Source organism: Aminobacter sp. J41 (assembly GCF_000526635.1).
GTDB lineage: Bacteria > Pseudomonadota > Alphaproteobacteria > Rhizobiales > Rhizobiaceae > Aerobium.
In genome coordinates, this window is the sequence record NZ_JAGL01000009.1 from 43,192 (window position 1) to 61,044 (window position 17,853).

Sequence of the window (17,853 nt, forward strand, 5' to 3'; positions counted from 1 at the left end):
GACGGTCCGGACAATACACTGATTTTCCGAGAGGGGGCGTTACCGAACGGTAACAATCCCGAACTTTTTTATTGTTCAGGGAAATTAGAATTCGAAGGCAGGAACACGGGCGAATTCTGCGAGCGGGCGAACAGCCGCATTGAACGCCGAACGTGCCGAGACGAGGCCTTCGTGATCCCTGACGTAGATCATGGCGCGGGCAGCGTTGCCCTGACCGAGAACAGTGACGAGGCGGCCGCCCTTGGCGAGCTGATCGATCAACGTCTGCGAGACCTCGTCGACAGCGCCGTTGATGACAATGACGTCATAGGGAGCCTTGGCGGCGTAGCCAGTAGCAAGCGGACCTTCGACGACCTCGACGTTGGAGACACCCTGCGCGGCAAGGATTTCCTTTGCTTGGGCAGCAACCGGCGCGATGCTCTCAAGGGCGATGACTTCCCTGGCGATCCGTGCAAGGACCGCACTGGAGTACCCGGTGCCGCAGGCAACGTCGAGAACGCGATCGCTTTCGCGGATCTCGGCGAGCTGAACCAGCTTGGCGAACGGCGACGGCTCCATCAGGTAGCGGGCTTCGTGACCGTCTGCAGCCGGAGCGACTTCGAGATCCTCGTCAATGTAGGCGATGACGCGGCGCTCTTCCGGAACGAATTCTTCACGGGGAACCGAGAGGAGCGCGGAAAGCAGGTTCACCTGTGTGACATCGGTCGTGCGAACCTGACCGTCGACCATCTTCACCCGAAGCTGCTGGAAATCGACCGTCATCACTTAACCTGTCTGGCGCTACGCGATTGCATTCGGCTGGAACGTTCGAAGGAGTGGAGGCCTCGGCCGGAATCGAACCGGCGTGCAAGGATTTGCAGTCCTCTGCGTCAACCACTCCGCCACGAGGCCCCGTCTTCAGCGCGTTCCAAACGCTTGGCGCACTTAGTCTTTTCGACACGGGCCCGTCAAGGGGGTTTTTAGTGCGCTGTCACAATGTCACCGATTTGGCACAGCTTGTCACAGCGTTTTTGCGGCCTACGAGAGGGCCTGAAGTGCTACGTCGAGGTGCTTCGGTACGAGGGTGATGTACCGGTGGGTCACCTTCGTCGAGCTGTGGCCGAGCCACTGAGCGATGTGCATCAGCGGGACTCCCGCAGCGCACAGACGGGTAGCGCAAGTGTGCCTGAGCATGTGTGGGACAAACTCGTTGTCGTCCTCGACGCCCAGGTGTTCCTTGAGCTGGTGCCACCGCTCCATGAAGGTCCGGTAGGTCACCTTGTCGCCAAACGGCATGGGGGCGTTCGACATCCTGCAGATGGCCTCCCAAGCTTCCTTCGCTTTCGGAGGGAGCGGGATGACGCGGGTCTTCTTGTTCTTCGTCTTGGTGCGGACGAAGGTCGCATACCCGTCGCTCACATGCTTCCGGTCAAGCGTCAGTGCTTCACCGATGCGGCAACCCGTGTAGAGCATGAAGACGAACAGATGCTTGTACGCGATCTGACACGTCTGATCGAACCAGAGGATGCACTTTCGCTCTTCCTCTAAGGTGAGGACACGCTCACGGCCCTCACCCTCGTCTGCTTTCTCCCACCCGCAGGGCAGCTCTGGGATAACCTTGCGCGTGAAGGCGTCCTTCAGCAGGACGTTGAGATTGGACAACTTGCGGTTGATCGTACCACCCGCTTTACCGTCCACTACCATCCGGTAGATCATGTCCTCCACGGTAACTCGGTTGATCGAATCCAGCGGTGTATCCTTCGGGATGTACTGGAAGATCACGTTGAAGTTCGACTTGATGTACTTCGGAGCCTTAGAGGACTTCCAGATGCGGTCGAAGTTCTCCACAAAGTAAGTCCCGATGGTGGTGTTAGGCTCCGGTCGGTAACCTTCTGCAATTGCTCTCTCGTATCTCTCTGCTTCCTCCTTGGTGTTGAATGTCAAGCGACGACGCTTACCGTCGATGAAGAAGTCCGCTTGCCACTTGTTACCCCTTGGTCTTGCCAATGCCTTTCACTCCTTCAATGATCTGGTTGGCTAATGCTCTACCCTTCGGGTTCAGAGACAGGAGGCGCTTGCGCCGGTCTTCACGGGAGACAGTCACGTCGACGAGGTCGTAGCCGCCCTTCATCTCCTTGTGGCCGTCTGCCCAGTAGTAGATGTTCCGCGAGGCCGTGCCGGAGTGGAGGCCGACACGCTTCTCGACATCGGTGTTTGTGCAGGGCTCTCCCTTCATGTCTGCCTTCGCGATCTCAAGGAACGTGAGGACAGTCGACACCTGCATCTTCGGATCGAACTGATTGAACTTACGAAGAGCTTCTATGAGAACGGAAAGAGCGTGTGCGTTAACGTTAGTTTCGATCATGGGAATATCCTTAGTTTAAATAATAGCCCCATTTCTACGATTTCTCCGTTAACGTCAAGAGAACGAAGGGAGAACGGGGCTGCTAACTACAACGGATAGAACAAGGTCGGGACGCGCGGTTCCGAGTTGATCAATGCCGTAGGGGGTTCCGGCTGCTCCTCACACAAGACGTCGAAATCGACTGCATTCGCGAAGTGCTCCCGCTGGATTTTGTGCCCGAGTTCGCAAGCGACCCAGGTGTCGTCGGTCTCTACACAAGCACGACCGACAATAGTTTCTTCTTCTGAATAGAAGACGATGATCATTGTTGTTATGCCTCTAATACGCTTGAACTGGGTGCCACAAAGGACACGAGCGCGGGGGCATTGTTACATGCCCCCACGAGTAATTTGGTCGAACAGCCATAGCGCTGCCCCCCATCACAACGGAGTCCTACTACTTAGTTTCGTTAACGTAAGCAAGAGCTCTCAACGCTGTTATGCACTATGGCGGATAGACCGGTCATTTGGCGTTGTTCACGCTATCAGTGGTTGTTTCCTCGTTGACCTTCTCCACTACCGGATGTTCCTCTGCGTGACCCGAAGTAGCCGATCCAGCCCACCAACCGAGGAACAGCGGCAGGGCCCAACTCGTCCAGCTACTGGTGGACGGCGCAGGGGTGTTCAACTGATTCGTCCTGGCTGCGGTCGAGGTCGTCGCTGGCTTAGTCGCCGGTGTGGTCGTACGAGGAGTCGGTGCCGGTGCCTTCATTGGGGTCGACACGCGGGGCATCGACGGTGCGACTCGCGGTACCGACATGACCGATGGTCGGACGCTCACGTATCGCGCTTGTGCCTCCAGCGGCACCACGAGAGCGATCAGGACTGCGGTTGCGGCTGCTGCGATCTTCTTGGACATGGTTCAATCCCTCAGTCAGTTTGTTGTGGCTTCGGTATAGGAGGACAAAGAGGACCAGTGGGACGCCTAGACAGACGCCCCAGTACACGGCCAGTGCGGTCGACATTCTCAGTCCCCGGCGGCGGAGGTGGATAAGTTGGCGTTCGTGGAAGGCAGCACATCAGCCCTCCACATGCTGCGGCTCGGAGGAGTCCACGATTTGGGCGATGCTCCAGCAGTAGACATCGGCATCGAGCTTGAGACGTTCCGCCTCTTCCTCGGCTTCCCTCCTATTGTGGGTGGTAATCCAGCGATCCTCGGGGCTCCCCTCGCCCCGCAGGACGGTCCAAGCGACGATGAACATCACTGATACCTCGGCTTGCTGCTCATTAGATGCGATCCTCCATAGTACTCTGCAGCAGGACGTCGGTTAGCGTGTTGATGCAGTCCTGCTCCATGTCGTCCTCGGCGTAGTCCAGCGCCTCACGCATGGGCCCGAGGATGTTGCACATGACGCCGTAGGCATCCTCGAAGGTCTTGAAGTCGCCGATGGCTTCGGCCAGGCCTTCCTCATCGATGCCGTAGAGCGTCCAGAAGACGTCATCCGCGCCCTTACCGACGCTCTCGGCGTAGGCCTTCGCCTGTTCGTAGGCGCTCTCTGGTGTGCAGACGTCGGTCCCTCGCGATTGGCACCACTGGGGCTCCCCGAGGAAGCTGGTGACGCGGTCATCGTGTTCGACGCACGGGCGGATTTCGTAGTAGCGGTAGGACATCAGTTGAACACCCTCACTTTGCCAGTGCGACCAGCCAGCAGACGGGCGGTCTTCACGGCTTCTCGTTTCGTCTCGTAGGTGGCGATGCGGAAAGCGACCCGATCCTCGTCGGGCTTCTTGGAGAGCACCCACGGCTTGCGCGTGGGCTCCTCCGCACGGTGTACGGTGTAAATCTCAGGCATATTCAGACAGCTCTGGCTCGAACTCGACCATGAGGGGCTTGCCCTTGTGGCCTCGGTTGATACCGATCCGCATGAGGATCATGGGACCACTGTGGGCCGGTTCAGCGATGGGTGGTTCGTACTGTGGCCGGTATAAGAACGTCCCGGCTTTGTACGGGTTGTAGCTCACGGGTTTTCCGTAGGAGTACGCCTTGCGATCCAGCTTGACCGCTTCGGCCTTCCACGCTGGCGCAGCACCGATGGCCGCGCCTCGCTCGGTCGCCCTGCCCTTCCACCAGCGAAGATCGCCACGGACAAAGGCATGTACTTCCTTGCGCTTGGTGGCGAGCACCCTCGCCCGACCAGCTTGGTTGACGACGTACCTGGGCTTCTCGATCAGGAGCTTATGGGCGTGGCCGATGACCACACCCTTGTGTCGGATCGAGTAGCACCCGAGGTGGACGTTCCAGTAGACGTCGACCTTCATGCGACCTCCTCCTCGGCCTCCAGCTCGACCAGACGCTCGCGGAGTTGCTTGAGGCATCCCTCGGTGTCGCTGATGGTGCCCATGAGGACGTCGACCACCGGGATCACCTCGGCGGTCTCGCCCTTGCCGTTCCTAATGGTGAGACGCTGGCGACGAGCGGCCTCCTCCTCGGTCGCGAAGATGGTGCCCCATGCCGCGCCCGTCACATGGACGTCCTCGCCGTCCCAAGCGCAGACAAGCTTGTAGTGCGGCCAGCCCACGAACCAGCCCTCCTGCGGGATCGAGCGGAGACGCGACAGGTTCTTCTCCATTTCCGCGATGAGGTTGTTGCAGACGTTGATGCTCTCCTGCTTGCCCATGTTCAAAATCTCCATCCGATGACTGAAAAGCCCTGAATTTCCCTGCGGATGTGCAGCTTGGTGCCGTATTCGATTGGTCGGTATTTGCGGTAGGTGCGCCGCACGAAGCGCCGCGCGTCCTCAAGCGAGTGAAACTGTTCGTCGATCTGGACCATGGCCGCGCCTCACACCGTGGCCGAGAGGACGAGGAGCACGGCAGTCACAAAGGCAGTGATGGCTGCAGCGGCGAGAATGTCCTGCAGGATGTCGTGCAGCATGGTCACGCCCTCCCGCCGATGATGCGGACGACGGACGTCACGCGCTTGTTGAGCAGACGGGTGCCCTCCAGCGGGACAAACTCGCGGGTGTACTGGTCGACGTACTGACCATTGTGGACCGTGATCGCGTGACCAGTGACGGTCACCAAGTAGACAAGCGCGGTGTTCAGGTGAGGCACCCAGTCCTTCAAGCGGTCACCCCGCTCGCGCCGGGAGAGCTTCACGTACTCGACCGAGTGACGGACACCGAGCGCATTGAGCGCGTCGACGCGGTCGTAATGGGTGGTCCTCCCCTTCCACGATCCGCCGCGCTTCACACGGTTCTTGATGACGTCCCACGCCTTCTCGAATGGGACACCAGCGCAGACAGCTACGGCAGTGACGCCGCAGTTAGGCATGTGATTAGGACCAATGGAGCCAGCAAGGTTCAGGTTCATGGTGGTGCTCTCGCGGTATAGGAAACGGTTGTGGAGCGCCTATCGAAGACGCTCCGTTATCGAAGGGATTAGCCCAAAACGAAGCCGGACTCGTCCTGCTTGGCGGCACCCTTGGCGTAGAGCCCGACGATGACGCCCTTAGGATCGAGGAAGCGAAGATCGGTCTGGTCACCGTCGATGACACGGCGGTTCAACCATGTGCCACCGCGGATGCCGATGGTGTCAGCCACGGCGGCAGCGCGGGAGTCGCGCAGAGCCTTGTCGCGGTAGACAACAGCGACGTTCGCGCCGGTATCGTGCGCAGCCTGGACGACCTTCTCCGCGTACGCTTCGTTCGCTTCGCTGTAAGACAGAACCAGCACGTAGTTTGCCGGAAGCTGGCGGTACACGCGCTTGTAGATCTTCGTGTAGTCGTAGAACTGCACCTCCGGGAATGCCTCAAAGATGTTGGCGAAGCGCTTCGGCTCGGCAATATAGGTGAAATGCGGGTGGCTCTTGCGGACAATCCGGGTGACCGGGTGAGCTACTTCCCACTGAATGTCGCTGGTGCCGTTCAGGCGCACTGCTGGCTTCACGCCCTTCTTCTGGCAGTACACCACGAAGCGCTCTAGGTCCGCCACCAGCTCGGCCATGAAGGCAGCGCGGTCGGCAAGGTAGCGCTTGGTCTTGTTGAGACGAGCGAGTTGGACGTTGTTGAACCGTCCACGGCCAGCCGTATTGAGACAGCCCCGGATGCAACCCGCAGTTTCCGCCATTGCGCAGACATTGCGACCGGCCAGAGTGGCTGGTGCGAGATACATGATGGCCGTCTCGTAGACGTCATCACCCTTGACGGTCTTAGCGTTGTTACCAGAGCGAATGAGCTTGCCACGGAACATGGTTATCGTCCTCGAAAAAAGTGTGACCCTACCGAGCCCGTCAGACCTCACCTGACGAGCTTGGAAGAGCCACGCCGCATGGACGTGGGGTTTGGGGGTTGGGCGATCCCTTTGTGCGGCTAGGCATGGATCGCATCGCCTAGTGGAGTGGCATTGAAGACCGTGAGTATCCCGTCTACCGAAGACATCCAGACGCACCTGTCGAGCCCACTAGCTTCGATCCCGCTAGGGAGATCAGCCAGTTAAACCGTTGGTATCGCGACTGGGGCTCTTGCCCTCGGGCTGGGACGCGCAGCGCCCTCTAGCCAGTCCAACGTATTCACCATGTCAAAGAACCGGAGACCCCCAGCGGTACATCCGACGCCCACCTCGGTGGTGCGATTTCGTTTGTGTCGCTACCCTAGATCGCTTCGTTACCGGAGTCAATCCCTTTTTCACCCCTGCCCTTCCGTCGTGTGCCTGTCGTGAAAACCAGTAAGCGCGTCAGGTTGCCGGAGCGATTAGACGTATGCGCTACCAGTAAGCCGATGGCTTGGAAGCTATGGGGTTCAGCGGGTTGGTCCGGTGTGTCACCTCCTCGGTTCGTGTTTCGATGGTCAAACCATAGATCAGTCCGTTCGCCATCGTCAAGCGGGTTAGTCGAGTTATTTTCGTTAACGTGAATATCTGGCGGGATCAGCACGGGTGTACGCGCGTGTGCTTTAGTAGGACCAGGGTGTGACATGCGTGTAGTGCATAGCTGCCATGCAAAAAGGTGGGAGCTAAAATTAGGTCAGTATTGTTGACCTATCGAAAAAAGGACAGTAATGCTGACCTATCTGGCGTGGCTCTGGTGCAATAGGATGCGCAATCCCATGCGAACACCAATGAAATCAATAGGTTAGGTCATGGTTGGTGGCACAGCTCGTGCCAACGATGGTGCGGGATAGGGATTTTCCGGGCTTTTCAGGGGGGGTACGGGGGGATTCAGGGGGGACCAGGTAAGCGGATATCGATTCAGAAGTTTTCCCAACAAGGTCGCGGGGGTCACACTCGTGACCAACCTGGGTGTCCTCACGGGTTTCTCACGGGAGCCTCTCGGGTCTTTCCTCCTACGAGGACTACCACCACGATGTGGACACAGGGGAACACGGGGGTGTCACCTGGGGGACACCTGGGGGATCAATGGTCGGTCATACTCCTGACCAAGCTAAGGGTGACCCTAGTGTCCATCCTCAGTCACACTCCTGACCGACACTAGGGTCACACTAGAGTTACACTAGAGTGACACTACAGTATGTATTGTCTCTCCCCTCTATATGAGGGGGAAATTACCCATACAATATGTAGTGGTTGTCTCACACAAGAGAGGCCCACATATGGTGTCCCCCGTTTCCCTGGAAGTTCCGGTTCAGGGGGCTCTCGTGGTACCTCTCCAGCTCCTTCCTGAGCCATTCCGCGTGTTGCTCTGCTGCGAGCTTGGCAGCGTCCTGGTTCATCATCTCCAGGAAGTGCCCCACGAGCATCGCCAGGGCGTCCAGACGGTCGTCATGCCGTAGGGCGTCCTTCTGTCGGCAGATGTGGGTCATCTGGTGGAAGAGGCTCTTGTGGCTGCGGATCATGGCCTCGTACTTCTGGATCGTCTCGTCGTCCTTCTCGAACACCGTGGGGTCCACGATGAGACGATGGGCCGAAATGACGGGCTCCAGCGTGTCGAGGATACGCATCTCCTTCATGGTGGTCGACCGTGTCTCCACGATCTCGGCCTGGACGCCTTCCTTGAGCAGCACCGGTTCGAGCAGCTTGGCGAACATGCCGTCACCGAAGTTGCTCTCGATCACGATGGACTGGACCTTGTGCTTCTTGGCGGTCTTCGCCAGACGCTCCAGGGTTTGCGGCTCGTAGCCACCCTCCAGGCCACCGGCCTCGGGAATCCAGATGTTCGACGCCAGCATGTAGCCGACCGCGTAGCCTGTCTCGTCCTTACCGCGACCGGAGGGATCTATCGACATGGCCTTCATCTGGTAGGCGGCGAACTCACTGGACATGCCAGCGGCCTGATAGAGCTTGTCACCGGCCATGCCGTAGTTCGGCAAATCCTTCAGCTCGCGATCCGGGTTGGGCAACCAGTAGACCTCCATGGGGGCCTTCTCTGGTGGCACCGGCATCACCACGAGGTTCTTGAGCTTGAGCGGATAGCGCTCCTCGTCCGAGAGCTTCGTGTTGAGCATGAACTGTAGCTGGTAGCCAGCAGCACCATACTCCGCACGACGCTGGATGAGGTCGTCTTCGCTGAAGCGACGAGGATCGGTCGGCTGGCCGTGCTTACCCTCCCGGTACATCTTTTCGATCATCGGTGCGAGGTCACCACCGTAACCGGCGTATTCCTCCTGGGTGGGCACTTGGGCAGGCCAAATCCGCTTCGTGAAGGTCTCGGGGAGCTTGTTGTAGATGGAGTCCTCGGTCTGAGGCGTACCGAGGTAGATGATGCGTGAGACGGTGTTGAAGCCGTCGATTGGCTTGAGGATAGCCGAGTACTCGCGTGTCTTCTCGATCAGGAGGTCACGAGCCGCGACGGTCTGAGAGTTGTTCCAGACCTCAACGTCGTCTGACACGATGATGTTGGCGCGACCACCGGCGAGCTGGCTGTCGATGCCCTTAGCGAACACCGACGGGCTCTGGTCGGCCACAGCGGGGCCCACGTCGAACTCGACCGAGCTTGCTCGCTGCCCTTCCCTCGGCTTCAGATGGTGCAGCTCCGGTACCAGGTGGATGAGCTGCATCGTGAACTTCACGAAGTTGTCCGCGCGGTTCTTCGAGGCGGACACCACCATGATCTTGAGCTGCGGGTTGCAGTAGAGGCACCACAGGACGAAGGCCGAGGTGATGAAGCTCTTACCGACGCCACGGAACGCCTCGATGCAAATCTTGTCGGGCCCGTGCTGCAGGAAGTACGCGATGTCGTACTGGACCGGGGTCGGCTCAGGGAGCCCGAGGTACTTCCAGATCAGCCAGACGAACTTGCGAAAGTCGGCCATCAAGGGGTCGACCGGCGTCATCGACGATGAGCCAGCAAGGTGTTGATTCAGTTCAGACAAAGGGGGTTCAGAATCGCTCAGGGAAGCCCAAGGACGCCCACGAGGACCGCTCCGGTGTTACCCACGCGGGAACACTCCAGAGCGGCCTGTGAGCCATCTGTGGCTTACTGGACGGTGTCTGCCTCGTTGTCGAAGACCGGGAACTGATGAGCCAGGGAGGTCATCAGGGGGTTCTTGTCGACACGGACCTCGATACCGTTGTCTTTGAGGAACTTGATGGCGTTGCTGATGTCCGCTGCGGTCGCGTCACCAGACTTGATCCGGTCGATCAACTCCTGGGCGACACTCGCGTGGAGCGCCTCCATCACGTCCATGGATGCCGTCTTAGTCACCCTTCTGGTCCTTGTTGGTCAGGGCCTGTGTGAGCTTGACGGCTGTCAGGACGATACCGAGCGTCGTCAGTATCACCGTCAGGATTTCATTGATGTTGTTCAGCACTGATCCCCACACAGGAGAAGTGAGCGCGAAACCGATGATGCTGTTCGTTTGGGTGGTCTCGTTCATCACTGCTTCCACCTACCGATAAGGCTCTTGGCTCCGTCGATAGCGAACACAGCGAGGAGGATTTCACCCGCCCATTCATCAAACGGCGCAGGGAGAGGGTGAACGGTCCAGCCGTACTGCGGGAATGCGGACACCCAGTTGAGCGCTGCCCAGTGGACACCAAGCGGGACAATGAAGAAGAGCTGGAACCACCAGGTTCGACCGGCCATGAGCTGCGTCTTGGCGGTGATGTAGACCTTGGTGACCTCGGCCTTGATCTCTTCCTTGAGGACTTCGTTGTCCATTCGCTTCTCGATTGTGTCGAGCAGCTTGTCGAGGGTACCACCCGTGAGGATACCCGCGAGCCATGTGAAGGGTTTCAAAAGGAAAGACACGTCAGCGTCTCACGAAGCGCTTGAGGAGCCGATAGGCGAGCCAGATGACCGCCCAAAGACCCCCAGAAAGCCACACAGAACGCCCAGGATCGGCAGGAACGTTCTCCGTGGGGGTTGGGACCGGACGGAAGCTCTCCGGCCTCCCTGAGTCTCGCAGGGCCCTTTCGTAAGCCATTGCGATGTCAGCGATTTCCGCGGCTTTGTCCGTGCCGTTGACGACGCGACGAGCGTTGATGTGTTCCCTGCGATCTTCCGCGTCATCCTCGTCGATGCCATCGAGGTAGTCCCCGAGCTTCTTGCCGGTGAACCAGCCTTCGATCATTCCGACGATGAGGATGATGACTGCGTATTCTGGCTTCAGAGCCAGGTCGGGATCGTTGACGAAGTCGGCGTCGATCTTGAGGGTCTCGCGGAAGTACCGCGTGGCCTTCTCGTAGTTGGCTCGTCCGGTGATCTGGACGTAGCCTCGGCCTCGGTAGCGATAGCCGTCACCCTTGTGGGTGTTGCCGAGCGCCCTGCCGATCTTGGTGTTCGGCTCGTACTTGTCGAAGTAGGCGACGTTGCCCCTCTCGGTGATCGGCTGCATCGTGCGAGCCGTCTCCCATGTGGTCGTCGCGAGTATGTTCGCCAGGTACTCGTTGTTGACGTTTCGCTTCTGAGCCTCCGCGAGGATGTACTCGATGCCGTCAACCTGGCCCTGCGTGAGACGACCGCCGAAGACGGTTGACCTCACCGCGTTGAAAAACTTGGTCTTGTCCATACTCCACGCTGGAGTGATCGGAGGGGAAGCCCCGAAGGGCCTCCCATTAGACGTCCTTAGCCAGCAGCCAGAGTTCGTCGATGCGCTCCTCAGTCAGACCGAAGATGGTACCGATCTGAGAGATCATCGGATGGGTCCGCTGGTAGTTCGTGCGGGACTTCCAGTTGATGCGCGAGATTTCCCGCTGGGTCTCGTCGGGGATCGCCTCAATGGCCGCATCGATCTGGGCCTCGGTGATCCTCTCTTCCGTGAACAGCGTCAGCAGAATCTGTGCGCGAGACAGCGAAGGCATCAACTCTCGCTTCTCTTCCGGCGTCCGCAGATCGACCGTCTCGGTCGCGTTCTGTCGCTGGTACTCCCAAGCGATCTGGTCACCCACGTAGGCTTGGATCGTCGGGAGTTGCGGAACCATGAACGCCTGGACAGCCGCGAGAACACTCTCGGGAGTCGCTTGGTCTGCGGGAATATCGCCAGGTACCGGCGTGATCCCAGTGTGGGGGATCATGATGCCGGGGTACTGGTCGTCAGTGAAGTCGATGCGCCACTCTGCGGTCGCAACGAGGTTGGTCGTGGGATTGACGCTGTAGCTCTTCAGGCTCCAGCTAGAGTTCATCACCATTCGTGCTTCAATCCGTTGATTGTGCCGGTCACCACGAAGGTCGTGAGTGACGGGTAGTGAGAGAGTGCGACACCTGCAGGAGAACCAGCAAGACCGGGGGAGCCATTGGTGTAGGTGCCGTTGATACCGGCAGTACCGGTCAGGCCCTGCTGACCCCAGTCGCCGCCCCAGTTACCGTGACCACCGCCACCAGCGCCGTGACCGCCACCACCGCTACCCGGAGAGCCCTCGCCTCGTGGCTGGTTGTAGCCTCGACCGAGACCACCAGGGCCACCAGTGCCACCAGCAACCGGAGTTCGGGTGGTGACCACGCGGTGCAGCGAGGAATATATGCCGACACCTGCGCCTTCTCGGAAGCTACCACGGTAGTAGGTGATGAAACCCACCGTGACCGTGGACTGGCTGACGGACGAGAGCTTACCGGCCCACGCAACGTTCGGGCCGCCCCAGTAGATGTCGCAGTTGGCGCTGGAGTCGTAGTACCAGTAGTAGTTGTCGCTGCCGTTGTTCTGGTACCATTCACCAGACGGAGGCTCGCGGTTCGATGTGTCGTAGTAGCCTTGACCACCTTGACCGCCGTTACCGCCTCGACCGCCACCACCACGGATCGCCCCGTAGTTGTAGACCTTGGTCGGGATCGTGACACCGAGACCCAGGCCATGACCACCAGAATACCAGGTGTGGTTACCACCGCGTCCCTGGATTTCACCCCGGTTGATCAACTCCAGCTCACCATTCGTGAGGTTCGTGATGGTGAGTGCGTAGCCGTGCTGCGTGGTGCCACCGATGACAGCGCCAGAGACCACCTCGATGATCTTCTTCCAGTCGTCGGCGTTGTCGGTACCAAACTGCCCGGAGATGTAGGTGTCAGTACCGTTGCCGAGGGTAAGCTTCCAAGCGGCCTCCTGCCCGTAGAATTGGCTGACCATCATAGGGCCCGACGTGGGGACACCGGCAGACATATTCTGCGCGACGTTCCCCGCCGAGTTGTTCCTAACGATGGAACCGCCACGGTAGAGCGAGGAGAGCATTCGAGGTACAGACGGAGACGCCTTGTACTCCGCCAGGACTTCACTGAGCATCAGCGGTCCAGAAGTCTTGATAGCCATTGGACCTCCTTAGATCGTCTGGTTGATACCGATGTCGCCCTTCGTGAGGAACGTGCCGCTAGGCGTCAGCTTTGCGACGACGACGTCGTTGAGGACGAACTCCATCTCGCCGTTGGCGTTGATGCGAGCGAACGTCAGCGAGCCAGCCGCAGCCAGAGCAATATCGCGAGCCGCTTCTGCAGCGTCCTTGGCGGCAACCGCAGCGTCTCGCGCGTTGATCGCCGTGTTCTTGTCGGAGGCAACCGTGGCCTTATCGGCAGCGACGTCGTTCTTGTAGCCGAGGACGGTCGCCTTATCGGCTGCTACCGTGGCCTTGTCCGAAGCGACCGTGGCTTTGTCAGCCGCGACCGTTGCCTTATCCGCAGCCACGATGGCCTTGTCATTAGCTACCGTAGCCTTGTCGGCAGCGGCGGCAGCGGCAGAGGCAGCAGCTTCCCCGGCCTTTGCCGTGGACGTACCGGCAGCGCTGATCGCCGTGTCCCTGGCCGCAATTGCAGCGTCCCTCGCGGCCTCCGCAGAGTTCTTAGCGGAGATCGCCTGAGCCAGGGTCGAGGTCATGGAGGTCTCGGCCCACTGCCGGGAGACGGCGTCCGTGGGGTTCACGGGAGTACCGAGATTGGTCACGCGGAGGCCTACAGCATCCCAGTGGCCGTCTTCGCCCTTCGTCAGAGCAGCGTCAGCCACCTCATCGGCCACCATAAGCGACTGCCAGAACGAGGCGTTCAGGTCATCGTCGATCAGGATGGAGCCGTCGCTGTAGACGTTGATGAGAGAGTCGCGAGGGGTATCACGATAGATGCGAAGCTCGCCAACGGGTGCCGGTTCGATCTTGATCGTGAATGTGCTGATCCAGGTAAACGGGACCGAAGCCCCGTCTACCGTAGCCTTCACATGCTCCTTCGCGAGGTACTGGAACGGAAAGGTGAAATCCGTTTGGGCCCCGGTGAGGCCGGGGAACACGATGCTAACTGGGTTAGACAATCCTGATCACTTAGCTGATCGAAAAGACGTCATCCAACGGATTGCCACGGGTGGTCTGAACCTCCGCAGCCTTCTCCTTACCGAGCTTGAACAGCACGTCGAGCGTCTCGGGTGACGTCGTGAGAGGACCATAGCGGTCTTCGCGAGTGAAGGTGCCAGCCGGGACAACCACGGACTTGGCGATCTCTTCCTTTGCGGTCTTCTTGAAGAAGCTGAACAGCTCCCTCCAGACCTTCGCGCGAGCATCAGGGGTGAGCTTCTGGTAGCCATCCGAGGCTGTGATGCGACGGAGAGCTGCTTCGAAGTTCTCGCCCTGTCTGATCGTGACGGAGCCTAGCGGGACGCGATCCCCGGTGCCGCTGCCGACCTTGACCTTGATGTCCTTGGTGGCCTTCGACTCGTAGACGAGACGCTGGTACTTCTGCCATGCGTTCTGTCCGTCGATGGTCTCCAGGTCGAACAAGGACGGATGCTTCTTGCCGAGGAGTTCGTCGACCCAACTGATGTGGTAACCGGCGTTCTTCCAGTCGGCCTTCCCGAAGACCTCCGAGGGTTTCCCGAGGGAGATACCCAGGTCACCCGCACGGTTGAGCATCACGTACTCGGCCCGAAGCGGATCATCCGTCCTCACCGGCTTGGAGTTCGTCGGGTCAATACCGCGCCAGTAGTCGTCATCGACCGGCTTCCCGAGGAAGTCGATCTTGGCGTAGGCGTTGTATTTGAAGCCAGCGTTCGCCGCGAGCTGCCCGAGGAACTCCTCCGATTCATACTGGGTCCAGTCGCCGGTAACGACGCCCTGGTTCTTGCCAGCAGCACGGATGAGACCGGGGGTCCACTGCTTCGCGTAATCCTTGAGTACCTGGTTCAGAGTCTTCGCGGTGTTCTCCGTGGGGTTCTCTGCGATGGTCAGGATGTTGTCGATCATGTCGCCCATGCCTCGCAGGGACGCTGCGTCGGACATGAGGTTGAACGACAGAAGCAGGAGACCGGTGCCGTAGTCAGACAGCCAGTCGGAGGCGCGGTACGTGTCGTTCACGTACATGCCGTCCTTCATCTCCAGGTAATGCTCGCGCTTGGCGTCTCGCATGAGACCAACGAGCATCAGCGGAGCAGAGAACGGAAGCAGACGGGTGAGGTCGATGGCCTTACCACCGATGATCAGCGAGGACGGCGGGTACTCCTGAAACGCAGCCTTCTTGGCGTCCCACCGCTTGTGACCGGCGGGGCCAGTAATATCGAACAGCCCCATTTCAGCCGCCATGTAGGCCGAGCCCATCATCATGTAGCCGAGACGCTGTCGACCGATAGCTCGCTGCTGCGCATGGTAGCCGTTGGCACCCGTCAGATCGTCCACGAACTTGAACGTCTTGACGAACTTCTCGCCGTACTTCGTTCGAGCAGCCGCCTTGATCACCGAAGCCGGGATCGGCTGGATCGTCTGCATCGAATGGCTACCGATGTTGATCAGCGTCCTCCAGAACGGGACCGCCATACGTGCCACGATGGACACGGCGGGGTTCGAGGAGTTGCGCCAGTTGTCGACCTGTTGGGCCATCTTGCCGAGGGCATACCGGGTATCGATCACGCCCTGCCAGAGATCGTCCTGCACGGTGATCCTGAGGGACGGATCGACCAGAGCGCCCTTCTCGTCGAACTTGCTGTTGGCGTATTCGAGAGCCAGCTTCTTCGCCCTGCCCTTCGGGTTACCCGCCTTGAGGGCCAGGTTGTAGCCGTCCGCGTATGCGATGCCGACCGCTCGCATTGCCTTGGAGCTTTCCGAGGAGGCAATCGACAGGTCAGCCGCGAACTTCCACATGCGAAGCCCGAGGTACCGGAGATATTTGCCCTGGTCCTTCAGAGTATCGTAGTCGGTGTACCCGGAGATCGGGTTCTCGGTGATGTCGAAGTCGTCGAGGACGCCCTTGCCCCTGGCGTACGCCGCCTTGAACACCTGCCAGGACCGATTGAACGCCAAGCGGTAACCCGCGTATTCCCTGAAGGCACGACGGAAGTCGCCCCTCGTGAGGATGTGTTGCGTGATCGGCTGCAGGACGTTGTTCAAGGTGTTCGAGAGAACCTCCAGACCAGCCGTCGAAGGCTGACCGAGGAGCGAACTGGAGTGCAGATCGTGGAACGCGCGGAGCCACGAGGACTCCATCAGGGCCTTCTCCTCGGGAGACAGGCGAGACAGAGCGTTGTCCTTACGGTTTGCCAGGACGGCCTGACGGGCTTTGTCGAACTCATCGAACTGCCGGTATAGGTCATCAAGGACGCCCACAGGATCGATGCCCATCTCGTCCAGTTCCATAGACCGGATCAGAACGAACTCGTTCTTCGTGGTCGTAAGGTTGATGCCCATCTCCGAGAGTTCCTCGGCAATGTCCCTCTCGGCCTCCTTGAGAGCCTTCAGGGTGTGGTCCTTGAACAGGACGCCCTTCCGGGTGTTCATCGCGCTAGACGATGCCGTACCAAGCTCGCGGTAGACCTCACCGAGCTTCGTCTTGTCCTTGAGGACACCAGCCGCGATGTTCCTCCAGGCCGCGTCGGTGCGAACCTGGGGATTGGCGCGGATGTACTCCAGCACCTCACCGGCCTTCGCTTCGAGACGAAGGAGACCCTGTCGCAACAGGGAGGTCACGTAGGTGTGGCCGAGGGAGGTCGCCCGAGGAAGCTGGTCAGCCGACCGCAGGAGCGTCAGCGCGTCCTCGATGTTGCCCACATGGACAGCCTCGTAGAACTTCGCCGCGTGTTCCCGGTAAGCCTTGGAGGTCGCCCCGGTCTCGGCACTGTCGATGGCCGACTTGAGGCTCGGGTTGCGCTGCTTCGACAGGTCGAGGACGTGCTGGACAGGCCGCAAGACCTCACCGATGAAGTTGTCCACGTCTTCCTTCGGAGGTGCCGGGACGTTCTGAGGAGCGTCCTTGATCGGCACCCCGAGGCGCTGCTGCAGGGCTTCTGCGGCAACCTTCTCGCGGACATGGGCCTTCTGCGTCTTGGCTACCTGTTCAGGCGAATGCTTCGTCTCGCGAGACACCTGTGAGGCCACGTTGTCGAGAGCCTTGGCGAGGTCATCGGTGTTCGCCGGTCCTTCCCGAAGCGGGACGCCGACCTCGTCGGACAACTGCTTCAGGGTGTTCATGTCGACGAACTCGGTCGGGACCGACTTGAGGTACTGGTAGAGCTTCACGCCGAGCACCGGAGCGGCCAGAAGCGCGTCGGTGATCAGGTTGGCAGCGAAGCCCTTGACCAGGGAGGTCTCCGGGGTGTCCTCGTCGTTGATCACGAGGAAATCCGGCATGGCACCGCCCGTCCACTCGTCAGCGAGCTGGATCAGGTTGTCCTCGTCCTCGAACGTCAGCGAGGTCACGGCGGCACCCGCGAGGATACCGCCAGCACCGCCGGTCATCACGCCAGCGGCCACCGCAGGGGTAGCCTGGCCGACGACACCAGCGATCTTCTCACCGACGCCACGTTCGGTGTCCATGGCCGGGTCAAACAGGGTGTTCGCCTGTTCCTCGACCCACTCACCAGCGCCCTTGAGGGTGTCAATGCCGGTGACCTCACCCACCTTTTTCAGGCCGATGGAGACACCTTTGGCACCCTCGCGGACAGCGTCGGTGAGGTAGCTGGTTGCCAGCATCGGGGCGACGTAGCTGGCGAGACTTCCCGACCCGCTCCGCATTGGGTTGTGGATGATCGCCTGGACCTCCTCGCGGGATTTACCGGAGAGAGCGGCGATGTCATCGACAGCGTTCGGGAACTTTTCAGGGTTTGCGCGGATGGCTTCCAGAAGCTCCGCGCTTGGTTGAAAGGTTCCGTCTTCCTGCGGAACCCAAGGGGAGTTGGTCATCTGTCTC

21 protein-coding genes and 1 tRNA gene are annotated in these 17,853 nt (G+C 59.8%); all 22 read right to left on the bottom strand.

The window, feature by feature from the left end; all coding sequences use genetic code 11:
* Positions 1 to 84: 84 nt before the first annotated feature.
* Positions 85 to 762, bottom strand: a complete 678-nt coding sequence (locus L630_RS0108380) for a protein-L-isoaspartate O-methyltransferase (protein ID WP_024847815.1) — start codon at positions 760 to 762, stop codon at positions 85 to 87.
* 54 nt (positions 763 to 816) lie between these two features.
* Positions 817 to 891: transfer RNA gene (locus L630_RS0108385), tRNA-Cys, on the bottom strand.
* Between the two features lie 126 nt (positions 892 to 1,017).
* Entirely contained in the window at positions 1,018 to 1,986 is a 969-nt protein-coding gene (locus L630_RS0108390; RefSeq protein ID WP_024847816.1) for a site-specific integrase, read from the bottom strand.
* Positions 1,967 to 2,344, bottom strand: a complete 378-nt coding sequence (locus L630_RS0108395) for a hypothetical protein (RefSeq protein WP_024847817.1) — start codon at positions 2,342 to 2,344, stop codon at positions 1,967 to 1,969. The genes L630_RS0108390 and L630_RS0108395 overlap by 20 nt, the downstream gene beginning before the upstream one ends.
* Before the next feature lie 86 nt (positions 2,345 to 2,430).
* Positions 2,431 to 2,649 (bottom strand): hypothetical protein, encoded by a 219-nt coding sequence (locus tag L630_RS0108400; RefSeq protein WP_024847818.1) that lies wholly within the window; start codon positions 2,647 to 2,649, stop codon positions 2,431 to 2,433.
* A 752-nt stretch (positions 2,650 to 3,401) separates the two neighbouring features.
* Entirely contained in the window at positions 3,402 to 3,584 is a 183-nt protein-coding gene (locus tag L630_RS0108405; protein ID WP_024847819.1) for a hypothetical protein, read from the bottom strand.
* Positions 3,585 to 3,609: 25 nt separating this feature from the next.
* Positions 3,610 to 3,993: a hypothetical protein gene (locus L630_RS0108410; RefSeq protein ID WP_024847820.1), complete on the bottom strand. Its 384-nt coding sequence runs from the start codon at positions 3,991 to 3,993 to the stop codon at positions 3,610 to 3,612.
* The gene (locus L630_RS0108415) at positions 3,993 to 4,175 is read right to left on the bottom strand and encodes a hypothetical protein (RefSeq protein WP_024847821.1); all 183 of its coding nucleotides are present in this window, start codon (positions 4,173 to 4,175) and stop codon (positions 3,993 to 3,995) included. Before L630_RS0108415 ends, L630_RS0108410 begins: the two co-directional genes overlap by 1 nt.
* The gene (locus L630_RS22135; RefSeq protein ID WP_024847822.1) at positions 4,168 to 4,641 is read right to left on the bottom strand and encodes a hypothetical protein; all 474 of its coding nucleotides are present in this window, start codon (positions 4,639 to 4,641) and stop codon (positions 4,168 to 4,170) included. Before L630_RS22135 ends, L630_RS0108415 begins: the two co-directional genes overlap by 8 nt.
* Positions 4,638 to 5,000, bottom strand: coding sequence for a hypothetical protein (locus tag L630_RS0108425; RefSeq protein WP_024847823.1), 363 nt, complete (start codon positions 4,998 to 5,000; stop codon positions 4,638 to 4,640). Before L630_RS0108425 ends, L630_RS22135 begins: the two co-directional genes overlap by 4 nt.
* 2 nt (positions 5,001 to 5,002) lie before the next feature.
* A complete protein-coding gene (locus L630_RS22795; protein ID WP_156941754.1) occupies positions 5,003 to 5,155 on the bottom strand; it encodes a hypothetical protein in 153 nt (50 codons plus the stop codon).
* Between the two features lie 104 nt (positions 5,156 to 5,259).
* Positions 5,260 to 5,694 carry a hypothetical protein gene (locus tag L630_RS0108440; protein ID WP_024847824.1) on the bottom strand — a complete coding sequence of 145 codons (435 nt, stop codon included), beginning with the start codon at positions 5,692 to 5,694 and terminating at the stop codon, positions 5,260 to 5,262.
* A gap of 68 nt (positions 5,695 to 5,762) precedes the next feature.
* Positions 5,763 to 6,572, bottom strand: a complete 810-nt coding sequence (locus L630_RS0108445) for a hypothetical protein (protein ID WP_024847825.1) — start codon at positions 6,570 to 6,572, stop codon at positions 5,763 to 5,765.
* Positions 6,573 to 7,909: 1,337 nt separating this feature from the next.
* Positions 7,910 to 9,649, bottom strand: a complete 1,740-nt coding sequence (gene terL, locus L630_RS0108450) for a phage terminase large subunit (protein WP_198019538.1) — start codon at positions 9,647 to 9,649, stop codon at positions 7,910 to 7,912.
* Positions 9,650 to 9,753: 104 nt separating this feature from the next.
* On the bottom strand, positions 9,754 to 9,981 hold the full coding sequence (locus L630_RS0108455) for a hypothetical protein (protein ID WP_024847827.1): 228 nt from the start codon (positions 9,979 to 9,981) through the stop codon (positions 9,754 to 9,756).
* Positions 9,974 to 10,153 carry a hypothetical protein gene (locus L630_RS0108460; RefSeq protein WP_024847828.1) on the bottom strand — a complete coding sequence of 60 codons (180 nt, stop codon included), beginning with the start codon at positions 10,151 to 10,153 and terminating at the stop codon, positions 9,974 to 9,976. The genes L630_RS0108455 and L630_RS0108460 overlap by 8 nt, the downstream gene beginning before the upstream one ends.
* On the bottom strand, positions 10,153 to 10,527 hold the full coding sequence (locus L630_RS0108465) for a hypothetical protein (protein WP_024847829.1): 375 nt from the start codon (positions 10,525 to 10,527) through the stop codon (positions 10,153 to 10,155). Before L630_RS0108465 ends, L630_RS0108460 begins: the two co-directional genes overlap by 1 nt.
* Before the next feature lies 1 nt (position 10,528).
* Complete coding sequence (locus L630_RS21190) at positions 10,529 to 11,287, bottom strand: hypothetical protein (protein WP_024847830.1); 759 nt, start codon at positions 11,285 to 11,287, stop codon at positions 10,529 to 10,531.
* 46 nt (positions 11,288 to 11,333) lie between these two features.
* The gene (locus tag L630_RS22140) at positions 11,334 to 11,900 is read right to left on the bottom strand and encodes a hypothetical protein (protein WP_144708620.1); all 567 of its coding nucleotides are present in this window, start codon (positions 11,898 to 11,900) and stop codon (positions 11,334 to 11,336) included.
* Positions 11,900 to 13,015: a hypothetical protein gene (locus L630_RS0108480; protein ID WP_024847832.1), complete on the bottom strand. Its 1,116-nt coding sequence runs from the start codon at positions 13,013 to 13,015 to the stop codon at positions 11,900 to 11,902. Before L630_RS0108480 ends, L630_RS22140 begins: the two co-directional genes overlap by 1 nt.
* Positions 13,016 to 13,024: 9 nt before the next feature.
* Complete coding sequence (locus L630_RS0108485; protein WP_084465852.1) at positions 13,025 to 13,996, bottom strand: phage tail fiber protein; 972 nt, start codon at positions 13,994 to 13,996, stop codon at positions 13,025 to 13,027.
* Positions 13,997 to 14,006: 10 nt separating this feature from the next.
* Complete coding sequence (locus tag L630_RS0108490) at positions 14,007 to 17,846, bottom strand: hypothetical protein (protein ID WP_024847834.1); 3,840 nt, start codon at positions 17,844 to 17,846, stop codon at positions 14,007 to 14,009.
* Between the last annotated feature and the right edge of the window lie 7 nt (positions 17,847 to 17,853).